Genomic DNA, 15,880 nt, shown 5'->3' on the forward strand with positions numbered 1-15,880 from the left:
TCACTGGGATTTGCGGCGCCATTATGCGTCAGTTTTATGACACTTTTATGAAAACACCGCCTTAAGATAGATAGATAAAAAACGGAAATGTCACAATAAAAATCTGCTTTTTTTCTTTGTGATCTTAAGTGGTTATAATTCGCCTTCGCTAAACTCAGCACGGAGCAAACATGCGCATCATTCACACCGCTGACTGGCATCTCGGCCAGTTCTTTTACAGCAAAAGTCGGGCCAGAGAACATCAGGCGTTTCTCGACTGGCTGCTGGATCAGATTGTGCAGCATCAGGTGGATGCGCTGATCATCGCCGGCGATCTGTTTGATACCGGATCGCCGCCGAGCTACGCGCGCGAAATGTTTAACCGTTTTGTGGTGGCGCTGCAGCCCAGCGGCTGTCAACTGGTGGTGCTGGCCGGTAATCACGATTCGGTCGCCACGCTGAATGAATCGCGCGAGCTGCTGGCCTGCCTGAATACCCAGGTGATTACCAGCGCGACGCCCCACGGCGAGCAGCAGGTATTAACCCTGAAGCAGCGCGATGGCGCGCCGGGGGCGCTGCTGTGCGCCATTCCTTATCTGCGTCCGCGCGATATTTTGCGCAGCCAGGCCGGCCAATCCGGGCGCGAGAAGCAGATTTCCCTGCTGGAAGCCATCGCGCAGCACTATCAGCAGTGCTTCGCCGCCGCGCAGGCGCAGCGCGATGCGTTGGAAAGCACGCTACCGATTATTGCCACCGGCCATCTCACCACCGTTGGCGTTACGAAAAGCGATTCCGTACGCGACATCTATATCGGCACGCTGGATGCCTTCCCGGCGCAGGCGTTCCCGCCCGCCGATTACATCGCGCTGGGCCATATTCATCGTCCTCAGCGCATCGCCGATAGCGACCATATTCGCTACAGCGGCTCGCCGATTCCACTCAGCTTTGATGAACTCGGCCGCGAGAAAAGCGTGTTCCTGCTGGAGTTCAGCGCGACGCTCGATGCCGTCACGCCGTTGCCCATTCCCCACTTCCAGCCGATGCAGATGCTCAAAGGCTCCATGGCGGAGATCGAACATCAGCTGGCTCAGTTCAGCGCAAGTGCAGGCGAGCAGCCAACCTGGCTGGACATCGAAATCACCACCCAGGAGTATCTCAGCGACTTGCAGCGCCGCATCGAAGCCTTGACGGAAAATTTGCCGGTTGAAGTGCTGCTGGTGCGCCGCAGCCGTGAACAGCGACAGCGCAGCCTGGAGCGACTGGATAACGAAACCCTGAGTGAACTAAAAGTGGAAGAGGTGTTTGCCCGCCGGCTGGCGCAGGATGATCAGCTGGACGCCGACCAGGCCGAGCAGTTGACGCTGCTGTTCCGCAGCCAGTTGGCCGCGCTGGAGAATCCGTTAGTATGAAAATTTTGACGCTCCGTTTTAAAAACCTCAATGCACTGCGCGGCGAATGGTTTATCGACTTCCGCCGCGAGCCCTTTGCCAGTAACGGATTGTTTGCCATTACCGGCGCCACCGGCGCGGGCAAAACCACCCTGCTTGATGCCATTTGTCTGGCGCTCTATCACCAGACGCCGCGCCTAGGCACGCTGTCGCAAACGCAAAATGAGCTGATCACCCGCGACACAGCCGAATGTCTGGCAGAAGTTGAGTTTGAAATCAAAGGTGAAGCCTGGCGCGCCTTCTGGAGCCAGAATCGCGCCCGCGGTCAGGCCGACGGCAAGCTACAGGCACCGCGCGTCGAGCTGGCGCGCGTCGCCGATAATCAGATCGTCGCGGATAAAGTCGGTGACAAGCTAAAAGCGATCGAAACCCTGTCCGGACTCGATTTCGCGCGCTTTACCCGCTCCATGATGCTGTCGCAGGGCCAGTTTGCCGCCTTTCTTAATGCCAAACCCGGCGAACGCGCCGAGCTGCTGGAAGAGCTGACCGGCACCGAGATCTACGGGCAAATTTCGATTCAGATCTACGAGCGCTGGCGCAGCGCCCGCAGCGAGCTGGATACCCTGCGCGCGCGCGCAGGCGGCATGTCGCTGCTGGACGAGGCGCGGCGCGCAGAACTGACACAACAGCTGGCGGAACTCGGCACGCAGGAGCAAATCCTCAACCAACAGCTGACGCAGGCGCAGCAGCAACAGCACTGGCTGACGCAAGCGCAGCAGCTCACCCAGGAACAGCAGCAGGCAGAACAGACGCTGCTCGCTGCACAACAGGCCTGGCAGCAGGCCGATGGCGATCGTCAACGGCTGGCGCGTGCCGAACCGGCAGAAAAACTGCGCGATAAGTTGCAGCAGCGCGAACAGTTGCAACGCGATCGGCTGGCGCTGGAGCATCAGTCACAGCAGCTTCACAGCCAACAGCAGCAGGCGAAAACCGCTCTGCAGCAGGGCGAAAGCCACTATCAAGCGGCACAGCAGGCGCGTGAGCAGGCTATCCAGCAACAGCAGCAGTTGGAAACGCTGCTGACCGAACAGGTTATCCCGCTGGATCACAGCATCACCAATAACGCCCAGCAGCTCAGCGAGCAACAACGGCTACACGTTCAGCAGCAGCAGGCGCTGCACAACAGCCAAGCTGCTCTGAGTCAGCAACAGCAGGTAAGTGAACGTTTACAGCAGCAGCTCACCCAGCAGCAGGAATTCCGTACCCGCGAAGCCGCTGTCGCCGATTGGGGCGCAGAACTGACGCGCTGGCAGGCGGAGATCGCGCGGCTCGATGAGCGCGAACAGACGCTGACGCAGCTGAATGCGCAGCAACAGCAGCAGCGCAGCCAGCTTGCGCAGCATCAACAGGCGCAGGCTGAGCGTGAACAGGCGGCGCAGCCGCTGCAGCAGGCCGAAGCTCACGCTGCTCAGCAGCGCCTGCAAGCGGAGCAAGTACTAACTTCGCTCGAGACCGAAGTCAGCACGACTCAGCTGCGTAGCGCGCTGGCTCAGCATCAAACGCAGCGCGCAGCGCGTCAGCAGCTCAGCCTATTAGCCGCGCAGTGGCGCTCGCTGCAGCCGCAGCGGTTGCAGCGTCAGCAGAAATTAACGCAGCTGCAGCAACAGCATCAGGACGCTGAACAGGCGTTGCAGGCGCTGCGCGAAGAGTACAAACGCGAACATCAAGCGCTGCTGGATGTGCGCAAAATTTGCGAGCTGGAGCGCACCATCGCGCAGCTGGCTGACGAACGCGCGAAGTTACAGCCGGATCAGCCCTGCCCGCTGTGCGGCTCGTGCCAGCATCCCGCCATTGCGCAATATCAGCAGCTTGAACCCGGCGCAAACCAGCAGCGACTGGCCGCGCTAGAAACCCGTGTGGCGCAGTTAAAAGAGTCCGGCACCGCCAAAGGCGAGCAGCAGAAGCTGTCGCTGCTACAGCAGCAGGCCTTGCAGCAGGAGATTGACGAATTCGACCAGCAGCTGGCGACGGCGCAAACGCAGTGGCAAACGCTGTGCGACCCGCTTGCCCTGTCCTGCGCGCTGGAGCAGCAGGACGCATTCGCGCAGTGGCTGCAGCAGCAGGATGCGCAGGAAAGCAGCCAGCAGCAGCAGCTTCAGGCACGGGAAAACGCCGCGCGCGCCGTGCAGCAGGCGAAGGATGCCCATCTGCACCAGCAGCAGCTGTGGCAGCAGCAGCAAAACCAGCAGCAGCTGGCGCAGCAGCAGATCGCCAGCACGCAGCAAACACTGGGCGAACTTAGCCATCGCGAAGCCAGCGAACGCAGCGCCAGGCAGCAACTGGCGCAGCAGCTCGAGCAGCAGTTAGCACAGCACCAGCTTCATCTGCCGGAACCGGCGGCACGCGAAAACTGGCTTAGCGCCTTGCAGCAACGCTGGAGCAAATGGCAGGAAAGTGAGCGATTACTCGCGGAATTGCAGCCGCAGCTGGCCAAAGCCGAGAGTGAGCGCAACAGCCTGCAACAGAACCAGCTGCGCGAGCAGCAGCGTCTCGATGAACTGCAGCACTCGCTCAGCGCCCTGCAGCAACAGCTCCAGCAACAGCAGCAGCAGCGTCAGCAGCTGTTTGGCGAGCAGTCAGTGGCGACAGCGCGCCAGCAGCAGCACGCCGCCCTGCAACAGTGTGAACAGGCGCTGGCGCAGCAGTTGCAACAGTGGCAACAGGCGCAAAGCGCGCTGCACAGCCTGAATGGTCAGTGTGAGCAAATCACCGCGCAGCAGCAGACGTTGCACGATCGCCTAGCCGCGGCGGAAGCCGCCCTGCTTGCCGCACTGCAGCAGAGTGATTTTGCTGATGAAGCCGCGCTGCGTGCCGCACTGCTGGAGGAAAGCGAGGTGCAGCAGCTGCGCCAGCGGCTGCAAACGCGTGAGCAGCAGCGTCAGCAGCAGCTCACGCTACACGAGCAGCTCAGCCAGCGACAGGCTGCACATCAGCAGCAGCGTCCGGCGGAGCTCAGCGATGACAGCGCCGCCAACATCCAGCAACAGCTGGAGCAGCTGCGCATGACGCTACGCGACAACGCGCGCCAGCAGGGCGAAGCGCAGCAGCAATTGCACAGCGATGCCGCGCTGCGTCTGCAGCAGCAGTCGTTGCTGACGCAAATCGCCGCTGATGAAGTGGAGCTGGCCCAGCTGGGCCGTCTGAACGATCTGGTGGGTTCCGCCAAAGGGGATAAATTCCGCCGCTTCGCCCAGGGACTGACGCTCGATCATCTGGTATGGCTGGCGAATCGCCAGCTCGATCGTCTGCACGGTCGCTACCTGCTGCAGCGTCGCGTCAGCGAAGAGCTGGAGCTGGAAGTGGTTGATACCTGGCAGGCAGACGCCACGCGCGATACCCGCACGCTGTCGGGCGGTGAGAGTTTCCTTGTCAGCCTGGCGCTGGCGTTAGCCCTGTCCGATTTGGTGAGCCATAAAACGCGTGTCGAATCGCTGTTTCTCGACGAAGGTTTCGGCACGCTGGATGCGGAGACGCTGGATACCGCGCTGGATGCCCTGGATGCGCTGAACGCCAGCGGCAAAACCATCGGCGTAATCAGCCACGTGGAAGCGATGAAGGAGCGCATTCCGGTGCAGATTCGGGTGCGGAAGATGAACGGATTGGGTTACAGCAAGCTGGAGTTGCCCGGCGAAGAGTAGCTTGCGGCGGCGGCAAATTCTGGTTCTGCCAACAGTCGGAGTAATGCCATAGCAATGCTGAATGCGGCCTGTAGACTGTGGCTAATAATCGAGAATACTCTAGGCAATTTGATGAACAGAATTATCGCGTTGCTGAGCGGCGCAGTGATTATTTTAGCGCTCAGCGCCTGCCAGCAGGCTCAGCCAAAACAGCAGGATAGCATCGCCAATCTGTGCCAGCCGCAGAGTGCGCCGGGCAGCGCATCCTGCAAATGGGCCGATGGCATGCAGCACCAGCTTAACCAGCATTTCCGCGATGCTAAGCGTTATGCCGGTCAGCAATGTCTGGTGCGACTGGAGTGGCAGCCCAGCGGGCGCTACGCGGTCACGCAGACGCAAGGCGATGAAAGCTTGTGCCTGCGCGCCTGGCAATTGATTGGGCAAACCAAAGATTTACCTCAGCCGCCTAATCCTGGCCAACCCGCATGGTTTGGTTTTGCACCGGGTTCGCCAGTCCATGCTGGCGCCACTGGCGCGGGCTGATGCCAAACCAGCGGCGGAACGCACGTGAGAAGGCGCTGACCTCGGAATAACCGAGCAGCAGCGCCATTTCCGAGATCGGTAGCTGTTTCTGTTGCAGATAATGCGTAGCCATTTCGCAACGCACCTTGTCTACCAGCGCCGTGAAGCTAATGCCCTCTTCGCGCAGTCGCCGCTGCAGTGACCAGCTCGACAACCCCATTTTTTCGGCAATCTCTTCCAGCACCGGTTCGCCCTGCATCAGCGACAGATTGACCTGTGATCGTGCCTGTTCCACCACGCTTTGCAGGCTGGCGGCGCTGTTGAGGCGGCGAATGGCATCCTGCATCACCATCAGCAGCATCGGATCGTGCTCCGGCATGCTGCGCAGCAGATCGCGTTTCGGGATCAGTAACGAGTTAAACGGTTGATCGAACCAGACCGGCGCATCAAACACTTTGCAGTGCTCGTGCCACTGCTCAGGGCGCGGATGCTCAAAATGCACTTCGCGCGGCGCCCAATTCTTGCCGGCAACGTGGCGAATTAAATTGAGGAACATGCCGAGCGTCAGCTCCGCATCCTGGCGACGCGACAGGATGGCACCGTGGCGCACCTGATAATCGAGCCGCCAGCAATCCCCTTTATCCACCAGCCGCGTCAGCGTATCGTGCTGGTGCCACGGAAAGGCATTCACCACGTTGTGCAGCGCCTGCTCCAGCGTCGGCGAACACAGGCCAATGTAGCCAATCAAGCCTAATGACTGCGGTTTGAACTGCTTGCCGTAGTGCAAACCGAAGTTATCAAAATCGGCGTGGCGCGCCGCCTCTTCCATCACGCGACAATAATTCACCAAGCCCAGACTTAAGGTTGGGCTCGCCAGCAGCTCCGAGTTGATTCCGCTGATGCCGAAGATGCGATCGACATCACCGCCCTTGTCAGTAATAAATGCGCTCAGGCCGGTAGCGGCCGCCGCCAGCACGCCACGATTACTGGCGTTGATGGACAAGGCGCTAAAGGCTTCGGTGGGGGTTATCAGTGATGGCATCGGAACCTCTCAGGATGGCGCGAGTGAAACAGGCAGAGGATTCCAGCAATTTTCGTACCAGGCGGGTAATCGGTGGATTCTGATGTGAGGCCGCCATAAATGGCGTAATGCCGATCAGTTAAGCGCTGAGCGACTTTCGTTCGCTATCGGCTGAGGCAGTTTCATCTACGCCGTGCGGCGACCGAGAAGAGGGCCTTGCGCCACGCCCTCTTCACTCCCGGGCCTTGCGCCAGCCCATCCCGCCGCTTCGCGGTGCCTTCGCTCCCTCACGATTCCTGACGGACCGGCGGCGATTCGCTCCTGCTCAGCGCCGCCTCTCGCCGCATCCCTGCGGCTCGCCCTGGAATCCCTCACTCGCTCAGCGGGCTGGGATGTCGCCTCAACCCCACGCTGCAGCATCAATGCGTCTTACTGACTCGTCATCGCTATAACGCCTGTAGGGTCGCCATTCATGGCGACCAGGGAACCCCAACTGAGCCAGTGCGCTGCTTAACTGACGAGCATTACGCGATAAATGGCGGCCTTCCGTGCGCCGCAACGACGCAGCGCTGCTCACTGCTGGTGCATCAGACGCCGACCGGCAGCTGATTGGTTTCCAGATAACGACGACAGAGACGCACGGAATGATCGGCCCACTGCGGCCCCAGACTGAGCGCCATCTCCGTTTCCGCGTGCGATCCCATCCACGCCGTCATCTGAATACGGCGCTGGATCAACAGCGTCGGCACCAGCGCCATCTCTTCATCGCTGATGTGCGCCACTTTTTCGTAACCGAGGATCCAGTTATCCACCCATTCGGCGGCGCGCGGATGATGCTCCACGAAACTGATCGCTGCCGCCAGATCGTGCAGATACCAGCCGAGCCCGCAGTCATCGAAATCGATCACCCGCGTTTCGCCTTTGTGCAGCAGCAGATTGGTCAGACGCAGATCGGCGTGGATCAAACCATAACGATCCGCGCCTTTGCCAAAGCCTTGCAGCTCCTGTCCCACGCGCGCCACCGCGGCAGCGACGATGCCATGATCGGCCGGATTGAGATTCGGCGCGTCCTGCCAGCGCCCCCAATGGCTGCGATCGCTGACCATGGTGTGATGATCCCAGATGATGCGCTGGAAACCGGCCGGTTTCTGCCAGCTGCGGCTGTGCTGGTGCAGGCGCGCGGTGATGTGACCGAGCTGCTGAAAGGCTTTGGGATCGACATCCGTGGTTGGCATCTCGCCCTCGATCCAGTGGAACAGCACCGCGTAGCGCTCGGCGCCGTTGGCCATCGCTAACGTCAACACGGTTTCGCCATCGCTGGCCGCAATCGCCTGCGGCACCATGATGCCGATATCGCGCAGCGCATCCAGCCACAGCAGTTCGCTTTGAATGTCTGCTTTGCTGTGATAGTTGGGGCGATGCAAACGCAGCGCATAACGCTTGCCCGCCGCCTGCAACAGAAAAGTGGCATTTTCCGAGCGGCACAGCAGCTTCAGGTCGCCACGCAGCGCGGCGGGATAAGCGGCCAGCGCCTGATGCGCCAGCCGGGTGATTTCAGCATCGGTTAAGCTATCGGATTGTTCGGCACTCATTCATCAGTCTCCAGCATCAAGCAGGTGTTATCAGCATGGGATGACGTCGTCCTGACTGCTTGACCGCAGACCAGTCAAAGTTGACCGCAGCGTGCATCTGGCACTTTTCTTGCTGGCGAGTTGACCGTGGAGGACAAAACTCACTGCGCCCGCGTCAAGTTTTCCCGCGTACGGCAGCGGCATTATCACTTCACTGTAGCGCAAAGATAAAAAAGCGCGGTGAAGCTGCCGCACCAACAACGACGACGGGGAGAAGATGATGACGAATAAGCTCAAACCCACGCTGGGCACCCTGCATTTGTGGGGCATCGCGGTTGGACTAGTGATTTCCGGTGAGTATTTCGGCTGGAGTTACGGCTGGGGCGTGGCGGGCACGCTGGGATTTCTGATCACCACCGCGATGATCGCCACCCTGTATACCTGCTTCATTTTCAGCTTTACCGAACTGACCACGGCGATTCCGCATGCGGGCGGCCCGTTTGCTTATAGCCGCCGAGCGTTCGGCGAAACTGGTGGGTTGATTGCCGGCCTGGCGACGCTGATTGAGTTCGTGTTCGCGCCGCCCGCCATCGCCATGGCGATTGGCGCCTACCTTAACGTGCAATATCCCGACCTCAATCCGAAAACGGCAGCGGTAGGTGCTTATATCGTCTTTATGACCTTGAACATTCTTGGCGTAAAGCTGGCAGCGATGTTTGAACTGGTGGTCACCGTGCTGGCGGTGCTCGAGCTGCTGGTGTTTATGGGCGTGGTGTCGCCGGGCTTCAGCCTTGCCAACTTTGCCGCTAATGGCTGGGCGGGTAGCGATAGCTTCGGTATGCCAGCGATGTCGGGCATTTTTGCCGCCATTCCGTTCGCCATCTGGTTCTTCCTGGCGATTGAAGGCGCTGCGATGGCGGCCGAAGAAGCCAAAGATCCGAAGCGCACCATTCCCAAGGCCTATATCACCGGCATTATCACGCTGGTGGTACTGGCGATTGGCGTGATGCTGCTGGCCGGTGGCGCAGGTGACTGGCGCAAGCTGTCGGATATCAACGATCCGCTGCCGCAGGCGATGAAGATGATTGTTGGTGAGAACTCCAACTGGATGCACATGCTGGTGTGGATCGGTTTGTTTGGTCTGATTGCCAGCTTCCACGGCATTATTCTTGGCTATTCACGCCAGTTCTTCGCTCTCGCCCGCGCCGGTTATCTGCCACAAAGTCTGGCGAAACTGTCACGCTTCCAGACGCCGCACCGCGCGATTATCGCCGGTGGTTTGATTGGTATCGCCGCGATTTACAGCGATGGCTTCATCAATTTGCAGGGCATGACCTTGACCGCCGCGATGATCACCATGGCGGTGTTCGGCGCGATTGTGATGTATCTGATGAGCATGCTGAGCCTGTTTAAACTGCGCCGCACCGCTCCAGAGATGGAACGCAGCTTCCGCGCGCCGGGCTATCCGATTGTGCCGGGTATTGCGCTGGTGCTGTCGCTGGTGTGTCTGGTGGCGATGCTGTGGTTTAACCCGGTGATTGGCGGATTGTTTGTGGCGATTATGGCGGTGGGGTATGTCTACTTCCTGGCAACTAAATCACAGCGCGACAACGCGCCGCAGGATTCGATGTTAGTGGGTGAGTGAGTATGTGCTGGCTTTCCCCCATCCCGGCCTTCCCCCGCAAGCGGGGGAAGGAGACGCTGCCATATGCAGCTTCTTAACTCACATATAGCAGCATCTTCCTCCCCCATTTATGGGGGAGGACCGAGGTGGGGGGCAACCAGCACGGTACGAAGAGGGGGACAGCCAGCACACACAGAATCCTAACCCTTCACCGGCCACAGCCATGCGGCCCCGCGCACACCGCTTGAATCACCGTGCACCGCCTTCAATACCGGCGTTTCACACTCACGGCCAAACACCCACTGTTTCATCAGCGCCGGCACGGTTTGATACAGCCGATCGTTATTACTCATCCCGCCGCCCAGCACAATCACATCCGGATCAAGCAAATTCACCACCTGCGCCAGCGATTTCGCCAGACGCATTTCGTAGCGATTCATCGCCAGCTCCGCCACGGGATCCTGCTGCTCAATCAGCTTAATGATTTCGGCGCCTTTCAATGCCTTACCGCTCAAACGCTGATAATCGATGGCAAAGCCGGTGCCCGAAACAAATGTCTCGATACAGCCCTGCAACCCGCAATAACATGGCACTTCCGCGCGGTGACGCAATTCATCTTCGTCCATCCACGGCAGCGGATTATGGCCCCATTCGCCGGCGTTACCGTTACCGCCGATGCGTGACTCGCCGCTAATCGCCACGCCCGCGCCTGAACCGGTGCCGATGATCACTGCAAACACCAGCGGCTGGCCCGCACCTGCACCATCCACCGCTTCGGAAACCGCCAGACAATTCGCGTCATTGGCGATGCGCACGTCACGATTCAGCGCCTGCGCCAAATCCTTATCCAGCGGCTGTCCGTTCAGCCAGGTGGAGTTAGCATTTTTCACCCGCTGCGTATAAGGCGAAAGGGTGCCGGGAATGCCAATGCCCACCGTGCCCTGCTGTCCGGTCTTCTCCTCCGCCAGCAACACCAAATCGACAATCGCCTGAACCGTGGCAGCGTAGTCATCACGCGGCGTATTGACGCGGTGACGGAACAACTCTTGTCCCTGATCGGACAGGGCAATCACTTCAATTTTAGTGCCGCCTAAATCAATCCCAATACGCACGATTTATTCCTCATTATTCGTTCTGGTGACAAATACAGTAGAAGGCTGAATCGGGAAAGGCAATGAAACGAATCCGATGTTTCGCTATCATGCGCGCTGACTTTGAGACTTGTGCGCCCGATCGCACCCACGGTAAGGAATCCCGATGTTGTGGTTTAAAAATATGATGGTTTATCGTCTGAATCGTGACATCCCGCTGTCCGCAGACGATTTGGAAAAGCAGCTCGACGCCTTCACCTTTTCACCGTGCGGCAGCCAGGATATGGCGAAAACCGGTTGGGTATCACCGATGGGCAACCGCAGCGAAGCGCTGACGCATGAGATTAACGGTCAGATCGTAATCTGTGCGCGCACCGAACAAAAGATCCTGCCATCGCCGGTGGTGAAACAGGCGCTGGAAGCCAAAATCGACAAGCTTGAGGCGGAACAGAGCCGCAAGCTGAAGAAGACGGAGAAAGACTCGCTGAAAGATGAAGTGCTGCATAGCCTGCTGCCGCGCGCATTTAGCCGCTTCAGCCAGACCTTTATGTGGATCGACACCGTAAACAATCTGATCATCGTTGACTGCGCCAGCGCCAAAAAAGCCGAAGATACGCTGGCACTGCTGCGTAAAAGCCTCGGTTCATTGCCGGTGGTGCCGCTGACGCTGGAGAATCCGATCGAGCTGACGCTGACCGAATGGGTGCGTTCCGGTGAATTGCCGGCTGGTTTTGCCTTGATGGATGAAGCCGAGCTGAAAGCGATGCTGGAAGATGGCGGCGTGATCCGCTGCAAGAAACAGGATCTGATCTCCGATGAAATCGCCACGCATATTGAAGCCGGTAAAGTGGTCACCAAGCTGGCGCTCGACTGGCAGGAGCGCATTCAGTTTGTCATTGCCGACGATGCTTCGGTGAAACGCCTGAAGTTTAGCGACACGCTGCGTGAGCAGAATGATGACATCGATCGCGACGATTTCGCTCAACGTTTCGATGCTGATTTCATTCTGATGAGCAGCGAACTGGCCGCGCTGATCGCTAACCTGGTAGAAGCGTTAGGCGGCGAAGCGAAGCGTTAAAACGGTGCATAATTAAAGCAAAAAACCTGCAATCCAAAACAGAATCGCAGGTTTAAAACCATCTAGCGCACAGAATTTTACCCTAAATAATTCGCGTTGCAGGAAGGCAGCAAGGGTGAGAATCCCCAGGAGCTTACTAAAGTAAGTGACTGGGGTGAGCACACGCAGCCAACGCATCTGCAGCGCGAAGTATGACGGGTAAATCAGAGGTAGCGGCACAGATAAGAAGAAGGCTCGGCTACCTGCAGATGGAATTCGCTCTGGCCCGGAACGCTGAAGACGGAACCGGCTTCGTACCATTTCCACTCGGTTTCGCCCGGCAGCAGCACTTTCAGTGCGCCGCTGACTACCGTCATCTCTTCCGGCTGAGCGGTACCGAAGGTGTATTCACCTTCCGCCATCACGCCAACGCTGGCACGGCCAATGGTCACGCTGTCGAAACCAATGGATTTCACTTTTCCGTCGAAATACTCACTCGTATTGAGCATATTACTTCCTCACAGCACATTATCGTGACTGGCAGATTACTAAGGAACTCGCTGATCTGTCACGCGAAATAGCGCCACCGATCGTAAGTTGTGATCTATCCGCCTTAGACGATCAACTCTGCCGCCAGCTTGGCCACCAGCACGTTCGACAGCAGTACCGGAATGCCCAACATTTTTTGCAGGAAATCCCGATGCTTCTGGTGATAACCGATGCAATCCAGCACCACCACATCCGCGCCCTGCTCCTGCAACGACAACCCGGCTTCTACCAAATCGGCCTGCTCGGCCAGATACGGGCTGGCCACGGCAAAGCACGGTGGGCTCGTCAGGTTGCGCCACTTGTTGGCCTGCTCGGCAATCTGCTCTTCGACCGGCACCACGATGCCGACTTTATGCTCTTGCACAATCGCGCGCACCAGCGGCGGGATGATGCGATCCGGCTCCAGCAATAAAGCGGATTGCGTTTTCAGCGTGCCGAACTCGCCGGTGCACAGCAGCAGAATGGTGTCGTAGCCCTGTTGTTCCAACGCGGTGATTTTACGCTGCAGTCCCTGCTCCACTTTTGGTCCCGACAGACGCACCTGCTCGCCGCTGGTCATGCGCGAGACCAGCACTTTATCGCCCGGCGCGGGTGCATACTGCTGCTCGACCTCGGCCAGCGTCAGGCCGTCGAGTAGCCCGGCATGTGCTATCTGATCGGCGGGCAGATGTTCCTGCAGCAGCGGCAAGATGTCGCTGCGCGGTGATTGACCAATGGTAAGTGTGACCAGGGAGGTATTCATCATCAGACTTTCCGGTTACGCAAGTGGCTGAGACTACCATACAAAGATAGCAGCACAGCGTACTCTTGCGCGTCATAGAACTGGCAGGTTTCGCGTCCGAACTCTTTCGCCACTTCCACCGCAAACTTCACCGCAGCGGCGATATCCACTTCGTGGCTGGCGCCGGTACCACAGCCCGGCACCACCGATTCCGCGCAGATCGCCACGCCCACGACCGGCACATCGGTGGCGGTGGAGGGCTGCAGAATGCTATTGAGGTGATAAACCCCGTTGCCGTAGGGCGTGATGTCCTGCGTGGTAATCGGGAACGTGACCGCCGGTTTGCCGCTGGTCATCTCCATGATGCGCAGTAAATCTTCCGACACGCGCAGGATGTAGCCCTCTTTCACCGTAGGCGACAGCGCGTAGCCTTTGTGATTAAGGATGCGGTTACCTTTGGTGGTGTCGATCGACAGAATCGCATCAACGCCAGCGATCACCTCATTGTCATTCATGGTGATGTCGTCGCACGGCGAATCCATGAAATCGACCGGTTCGTGCGGACGAGTGGGCGCATCCGGGCAGATGTGGGTGGTGATGATCACGTCGCCCGCCAGCACATCGCCTTTGGTTTGCATCTGCGCCAGCTTCAGCGCACTGCTGACTGCCGCCACGGCACCATCCGCGTCAGACACCATACCAATCCGCGTTGGACGCGCACCGATGCCGCCAAGACGACCAATAATCCCCAGCGTTGGCGCATTGCCGCCGTTGCGCTTGCCCTGCGCGCCGGGAATATCGATGCGGACGAAATCGGTACGCCCTTTTGGCCCACTGACGCGGGTAGTGCTGGCGCTAACGCCCGGATAAGCAGCGAACAAATCCACCACCTGTTGGCCATCAATGTAGGCGCTATCGAGTAACTCAAAGACCTGCAGTGTCTGCTGTAAACTCATAATGAATTCCCTGGATTATTTCTTAGTGCTACTGGCAAAGAGTGAATGGAAGAAACTGTAGAGCGCGTCGCCGGCGATAAATCCAGCGGCCATCACCTCCATCGGTGAACGTCCACGTTCGCCCCATACACGCAAAATGATGATTCGCAGCGCGATACCGATCATCACCGCCCAACCGGCGGCGGCGTTATTGATGAGCAAACCGGTCGCCAGCAGCACGCCGAGCTGACGTTTGGGTCCGCCGATTAACTGGATGATGGCGCCCGGAATTGCCCACATCAGCAGGTTACCGGCGATACCCGGCTCCGCCCCGGCCTGAATGGTTTTCGCGTACACACGCGCCACCGGCGGCAGCAGATTTTCGGCAAAGAAAATAGTATGCGCATACCACACCACCGGAATACAGATGACAAAGGCGATCATGGCGGCGATCAGCTGGATGCGGCGGCCCCACAGCTCCTGCTGCATATCTGCGCCATTACCGCGCAGGATAAAGCCGGCTTTCAGGTCATAGCCCATGTCGGCAAATGCCGGGCCAGTTGCGGCGGTGAAACCACACAGCAGGCACAGCGCCAGCGGCGGGAAGCCGAGCAGAATGCCGAGAATCAGCGTAATCAGTGCCACCGCAAAGGCCGGGAACCAGCCGGAGTGCATGGCGGCGATGCCGACAATCAGTTCATGTACAAAGGCAGCAAAGGCGGCGTAAACAATAAACAACACCAGCATCGGCAGGCCCATCTGGCTCCACAAGCCACCTGCCAGCGCCAGCAGCGTGGAGATAACGATATAACCCACGGTGCCAAAGCCAAGCGAGCGCTTCACTTCGCTATCGCTGCGGCTGACGTTGATCTGGTCATTACGGCGACTGCGAATCACCTGCACCACCTGAATCAGCGCGACTAAACCGGCACCGACCATCACGCCGTGCGGAATATAAAGGGCGTTGATATCAATACCAGCAACCGGTTGCGCATACGCGCGCAGCAGAAAACCGATACCCAGCATACTCAGCGCCCAGATATTGCCGATAAACGCGGTACCAAACGCCGACATCGGAATCTTCAGCATCGAACCGACAATGCCGCCGACAATCCCCACCACCAGCAGCCACGCCTGACGACCGCCTTTATCCCCGGCTTTAATCGCTTCCGCTGCCGCCACGCCCGGCGGCCACGCATTGCTGGCGGGGAACACGCGCGTATCGAACAGACGATAGAGCAGATAAGCATCAAGCAGCATCGCCGCGCTGACGCCAACAAACAGCGGCAGCACCAGCTGCGGTTCACCCAGCGCCCACGGCACCGCAATCGGCATCAGCAGGCTGTTGGCGGCGCCAAAGGTGGCAGAAGAGATAGCGGTTTGCGCGAGGTTTTGTACTTCAATCGAACGGTAGCGACGAAACCATTGCAGTGGAATGCGCGCCAGCAGCATGGCAAACAGCGCGCCGATAATAGAGGTATTGGGTGTCACCCCAATGGTGGTAATAAGCTGTACCCCAATAATGGCGCCTGCAACGGATAGCAGAACCAGCATTAAGGCAACGCCAACACTTTTTATTGGATTATTTTGACGCATGAGATCCCCGTATTTTCACCCTGTAGAAACGCCTTAAAATGCAATGCCCGACACGCGGGACATCCACATATTTATTTAATCGTTCCCTGATTATTGAAATAAGCAGGTCCGAAGACCTGCTATTTCCCTGGTGTGGCGCGAAGTATTAC

General features: G+C 58.6%; 12 protein-coding genes. 5 read left to right on the forward strand and 7 right to left on the reverse strand.

The window, feature by feature from the left end:
- Nucleotides 1-170: 170 nt before the first annotated feature.
- The 3 genes from sbcD (at nt 171) to WFL93_RS04700 (ending at nt 5,587) form a co-directional block, all read left to right on the forward strand.
- The gene (gene sbcD, locus WFL93_RS04690; RefSeq protein ID WP_336777351.1) at nt 171-1,388 is read left to right on the forward strand and encodes an exonuclease subunit SbcD; all 1,218 of its coding nucleotides are present in this window, start codon (nt 171-173) and stop codon (nt 1,386-1,388) included.
- Nucleotides 1,385-5,065 carry an AAA family ATPase gene (locus WFL93_RS04695; protein WP_336777352.1) on the forward strand — a complete coding sequence of 1,227 codons (3,681 nt, stop codon included), beginning with the start codon at nt 1,385-1,387 and terminating at the stop codon, nt 5,063-5,065. The genes sbcD and WFL93_RS04695 overlap by 4 nt, the downstream gene beginning before the upstream one ends.
- Before the next feature lie 111 nt (nt 5,066-5,176).
- Complete coding sequence (locus tag WFL93_RS04700; RefSeq protein ID WP_161804870.1) at nt 5,177-5,587, forward strand: cell envelope integrity TolA C-terminal domain-containing protein; 411 nt, start codon at nt 5,177-5,179, stop codon at nt 5,585-5,587.
- Here WFL93_RS04700 and qhpR read toward each other — a convergent pair.
- Complete coding sequence (gene qhpR, locus WFL93_RS04705; protein ID WP_082204263.1) at nt 5,511-6,608, reverse strand: AraC-like transcriptional regulator QhpR; 1,098 nt, start codon at nt 6,606-6,608, stop codon at nt 5,511-5,513. The genes WFL93_RS04700 and qhpR overlap by 77 nt on opposite strands.
- Before the next feature lie 566 nt (nt 6,609-7,174).
- Nucleotides 7,175-8,179 (reverse strand): phosphotransferase enzyme family protein, encoded by a 1,005-nt coding sequence (locus WFL93_RS04710; RefSeq protein ID WP_007887045.1) that lies wholly within the window; start codon nt 8,177-8,179, stop codon nt 7,175-7,177.
- A gap of 259 nt (nt 8,180-8,438) precedes the next feature.
- Between WFL93_RS04710 and eat the strand changes: the two genes are divergently transcribed.
- The gene (gene eat, locus WFL93_RS04715) at nt 8,439-9,803 is read left to right on the forward strand and encodes an ethanolamine permease (RefSeq protein WP_336777404.1); all 1,365 of its coding nucleotides are present in this window, start codon (nt 8,439-8,441) and stop codon (nt 9,801-9,803) included.
- A 179-nt stretch (nt 9,804-9,982) separates the two neighbouring features.
- Here eat and mak read toward each other — a convergent pair whose 3' ends face one another.
- Nucleotides 9,983-10,894: a fructokinase gene (mak, locus tag WFL93_RS04720; RefSeq protein ID WP_336777353.1), complete on the reverse strand. Its 912-nt coding sequence runs from the start codon at nt 10,892-10,894 to the stop codon at nt 9,983-9,985.
- Nucleotides 10,895-11,039: 145 nt separating this feature from the next.
- Between mak and rdgC the strand changes: the two genes are divergently transcribed.
- A complete protein-coding gene (gene rdgC, locus WFL93_RS04725; RefSeq protein WP_049850796.1) occupies nt 11,040-11,951 on the forward strand; it encodes a recombination-associated protein RdgC in 912 nt (303 codons plus the stop codon).
- A 203-nt stretch (nt 11,952-12,154) separates the two neighbouring features.
- Here rdgC and ppnP read toward each other — a convergent pair whose 3' ends face one another.
- The 4 genes from ppnP to WFL93_RS04745 form a co-directional block, all read right to left on the reverse strand.
- Nucleotides 12,155-12,439, reverse strand: a complete 285-nt coding sequence (gene ppnP / locus WFL93_RS04730) for a pyrimidine/purine nucleoside phosphorylase (protein WP_007887052.1) — start codon at nt 12,437-12,439, stop codon at nt 12,155-12,157.
- Between the two features lie 104 nt (nt 12,440-12,543).
- A complete protein-coding gene (locus WFL93_RS04735; protein ID WP_036620377.1) occupies nt 12,544-13,221 on the reverse strand; it encodes an AroM family protein in 678 nt (225 codons plus the stop codon).
- A 2-nt stretch (nt 13,222-13,223) separates the two neighbouring features.
- The gene (locus tag WFL93_RS04740; protein WP_336777354.1) at nt 13,224-14,156 is read right to left on the reverse strand and encodes a DUF1177 domain-containing protein; all 933 of its coding nucleotides are present in this window, start codon (nt 14,154-14,156) and stop codon (nt 13,224-13,226) included.
- Between the two features lie 15 nt (nt 14,157-14,171).
- Nucleotides 14,172-15,731 (reverse strand): OPT/YSL family transporter, encoded by a 1,560-nt coding sequence (locus WFL93_RS04745; RefSeq protein WP_049850795.1) that lies wholly within the window; start codon nt 15,729-15,731, stop codon nt 14,172-14,174.
- Nucleotides 15,732-15,880 lie beyond the last annotated feature (149 nt).

This window comes from Pantoea sp. USHLN256 (genome assembly GCF_037149875.1).
Classification (GTDB): domain Bacteria; phylum Pseudomonadota; class Gammaproteobacteria; order Enterobacterales; family Enterobacteriaceae; genus Pantoea; species Pantoea nemavictus.

Coding starts and splice junctions, on each gene's coding strand:
- sbcD (WP_336777351.1), top strand. CDS start 171: ATGCGCATCATTCACACCGCTGACTGGCATCTCGGCCAGTTCTTTTAC.
- WFL93_RS04695 (WP_336777352.1), top strand. CDS start 1,385: ATGAAAATTTTGACGCTCCGTTTTAAAAACCTCAATGCACTGCGCGGC.
- WFL93_RS04700 (WP_161804870.1), top strand. CDS start 5,177: ATGAACAGAATTATCGCGTTGCTGAGCGGCGCAGTGATTATTTTAGCG.
- qhpR (WP_082204263.1), bottom strand. CDS start 6,608: ATGCCATCACTGATAACCCCCACCGAAGCCTTTAGCGCCTTGTCCATC.
- WFL93_RS04710 (WP_007887045.1), bottom strand. CDS start 8,179: ATGAGTGCCGAACAATCCGATAGCTTAACCGATGCTGAAATCACCCGG.
- eat (WP_336777404.1), top strand. CDS start 8,439: ATGACGAATAAGCTCAAACCCACGCTGGGCACCCTGCATTTGTGGGGC.
- rdgC (WP_049850796.1), top strand. CDS start 11,040: ATGTTGTGGTTTAAAAATATGATGGTTTATCGTCTGAATCGTGACATC.
- ppnP (WP_007887052.1), bottom strand. CDS start 12,439: ATGCTCAATACGAGTGAGTATTTCGACGGAAAAGTGAAATCCATTGGT.
- WFL93_RS04735 (WP_036620377.1), bottom strand. CDS start 13,221: ATGAATACCTCCCTGGTCACACTTACCATTGGTCAATCACCGCGCAGC.
- WFL93_RS04740 (WP_336777354.1), bottom strand. CDS start 14,156: ATGAGTTTACAGCAGACACTGCAGGTCTTTGAGTTACTCGATAGCGCC.
- WFL93_RS04745 (WP_049850795.1), bottom strand. CDS start 15,731: ATGCGTCAAAATAATCCAATAAAAAGTGTTGGCGTTGCCTTAATGCTG.